This window comes from Streptomyces cinnamoneus (assembly GCF_014650495.1).
Taxonomy (GTDB): Bacteria; Actinomycetota; Actinomycetes; order Streptomycetales; family Streptomycetaceae; genus Streptomyces; species Streptomyces cinnamoneus.
Map to the genome: position 1 here is coordinate 1 of NZ_BMVB01000066.1, position 2787 is coordinate 2787.

General features: G+C 68.0%; 2 protein-coding genes and 1 pseudogene. 1 reads left to right on the top strand and 2 read right to left on the bottom strand.

Going from position 1 to position 2787, the window contains the following annotated elements; all coding sequences use genetic code 11:
• Nucleotides 1-542 (bottom strand): annotated as a pseudogene (locus IE182_RS31455) (hypothetical protein); the annotation flags it as partial.
• A 459-nt stretch (nt 543-1001) separates the two neighbouring features.
• Between IE182_RS31455 and IE182_RS31460 the strand changes: the two are divergent.
• Entirely contained in the window at nt 1002-1550 is a 549-nt protein-coding gene (locus tag IE182_RS31460; protein ID WP_190113410.1) for a hypothetical protein, read from the top strand.
• 37 nt (nt 1551-1587) lie between these two features.
• Here IE182_RS31460 and IE182_RS31465 read toward each other — a convergent pair whose 3' ends face one another.
• Nucleotides 1588-2394: an alpha/beta fold hydrolase gene (locus IE182_RS31465; protein ID WP_190113411.1), complete on the bottom strand. Its 807-nt coding sequence runs from the start codon at nt 2392-2394 to the stop codon at nt 1588-1590.
• Between the last annotated feature and the right edge of the window lie 393 nt (nt 2395-2787).

The window sequence follows — 2787 nt, forward strand, 5'->3', positions numbered from 1 at the left end:
CAGCTGCCGTCGCCCTGTTGGACGCGGTTGCAGTTGAGGCTGCCGTACGTACCGGTGACCTTCTTGGTGCCCTTGTAGAGGCCGTAATAGCCGGGATTGCTGAAGTTCCACGTGACGGACGTCGACGTGTTGCTGGTGGAGGTGTAGTTCACCTGCACGTTCAGGCCCAGGCTCGCGCCGACTTTGCCGAGGGTCTCGACGGCGAAGCCGCCTTCGACGTTGCCGGTGAGGCCGACGGACACCGAGATGGTCGTCTGGACGCTGGTGTTGACGGTCTGGGTACCGGTCGAGCCGGCGGTGACGTACCAGCCTGTGAAGTGGGTGATCGTCGGGGTCACTTCGGAGGTCTTGATGAACGGGTGCCGTGTGCCGAGGTCGGCCGCCGTGCAGGCGCCGCCGGGTTCGGCCTGCGTGGTGGTCGTGGTGGTGGCGGGTGCGGCGGCGGCCGGTGAGACGGCAAGCCCCACGGTGGCTACAGCGGCCGAGGCGGCACAGGCCATGAGCGTTCTGCCTATGCGGCTGACGGGTCTTGTGGGGCGCATCGTTGCCCTTCTCCCTGGTTGTGTGTTCGGTCAAGGGGTGAACGTAGTGGCCACGGGGGTGGTGGTGTGAGCTCGCAACGGGTCAAAAATGATCACGGAGGGGCTTGTTCCGCCCCTGTACGAGCGGGAGCCGGGCCGGTTCGATCTCTGGTGACCCCGTGCACCACCGATTGAGGGGAACCACCCTTCTCAGGCAGTGCCTGATGGCTCTTACCCGGATCCGGGATGGTGGCTGTTGTTGCGGGCGAGAGCGGCGGCAGCCCGAGAGGAGCGTTCGGTGATGGCCTCGCCTTGGCGCGGACGTGCGGGGAGGCTCTCGTTCAGGTGAATTGTGGTGACACGGTCGCGTTGGCTACGCGCGAAACTCATGCTGAATGCGACTGATCGGCTGGTCGGGAGGTAGGCGACATGAGGCTTGGATCATCTCGTCGGGCTCGTGCCGGCGTGGTAGCGGCGGTCATGGGCGTCTGCGTGCCTGCCTTCGCAGGTACCGCCCACGCTGCCCCGTCGTCGACGCTGCTCTTCTCGGCCGACGGTGGCGCGACCTGGAGCTCGAACGTCAGCACAGCCTCGGGCGGTACGGTTCTGGTGAGGATCTGGTCGCACAACGACACCGGCGCCACGATCCGCAACGCCTCGGTCACCACCTCGCTGCCCAGCGGTACGACACTGATCCCCCATTCCACGCAGGACTGCCTAAGCCCCAGCACAACCGACCCGGCTCGGCCCTCGGGCTCCGACACCTGCGGCGAGCCGGTCAACGACGCGGCCGTCTGGTCGGGCGGCAGCCTCATTACCGGCCCGACAGCAGGCATCCAAGGACGCTCGACCACCGCCACTTCGGGAGACCTCACGACAGGCTGGAGCTCCGTGGGGTTCTCGATGACCGCGCCCTACGTGGACTCGACTATCACCATCACCGAGACCGCAGGTCTCGACGGGTCCGGGACAGGACATCCGTCGTCCAGCGGGACGATCACCGTGTCGGACCGGCGCGTGTCTCTTTGACGGGGAGCCGGCGGGGGCAGAACGGGGCCCGGTGGGCTCAGAGGGTGTCGAGGAAGTCGCGGACGGCGGTGGCGAAGGCGTCGGGGGCGGCGGTGTACACGAGGTGGTCCGCGTCCAGCTCGATCGCGACCGTGCCGGAGCGGCGGTCGACCATGGCGGCGGCCTGCTCGGCCGGGATGACGCCCTTGGCGCCGCGGACCAGCAGAGCGGGGCAGCTGGTGGCCGTCCAGTCCGCCCAGTGGTCGCCGTGGACCTGGTCCTCGGAGCGGTACATGTCCTGCGGGTGGAAGGGCAGTCGCCAGCTGCCATCGGCGTTCTCACGCAGACGGTCCGCGAAGAACGGCGCGGCCGGGCCGAGGCCCTCGATCAGTGCCTCACGGGTGGGGGCCTGGTAGGGCAGGTTCTTCAGGAAGCCGAACGGGTTGGAGCCGTCCAGGCCGAGCGAGGCCGGGCCCTCGGCGTTGACCAGGGCGCTGACGCGTTCGGGGTGGCGAGCCGCGAACTGGTAGGCGTTGATGGCGCCGAGGGAGTGGCCGAGCAGGACGGTCTCCTCCAGGCCCAGGTGGTCCAGGAGGGCCTCCAGGTCGGCGAGGTAACCCTCCCGTGAGTAGTCGGGGGTGCGGTCGGATTCCCCCTGGCCGCGCTGGTCCGGGGCGATCAGCCGCCACTCGGGGCCCAGGGCCGCGGCGAGGTGGGCGAAGGTGGCACCCTCGGACAGATGCCCGTGCAGGGCCACCAGCGGCCGGCCGGTGCCGCCGAAGTCGAGGTAGGAGAGTCGGCGGCCGTTGATGGAGAGCTCGGAGCGGGTGGCGGTGCCGGGCGCGGTCGCGGTGAGGTCGGTCATGACTGGTCCCCCTTGGTCGTTTTCGATCAACGAAGAGAACCATAGCGAGAACTTATACGCTTGTTCAAGACGTTTGTTTAATACGCTTGTCTAGATGGTGCGCATAGCTTCCGGATGAGGTCGCCGCAGTCCGGCCGATCCGGTCCGCGGGCAGCGGCGGGCGGACCACCACTGCCCCCTTGAGGTGATCGGCCCACCGCCTGCCGCGGGCCGGATCGGCCGGCATCAGCGGCGCGATCCGGTCCCGCATCGCATCAGTGATCACCCTTTGGGCGGATACATCCGATCAACTGACCAACCCATCAAAGAGACGCGCGCTAGTAGTGCTTTGTTAGGTGGTGTCGTAGGGCTGCCATGGGACGGTCTGTCGGCAGGTGGGGCAGGTTCCGGTCC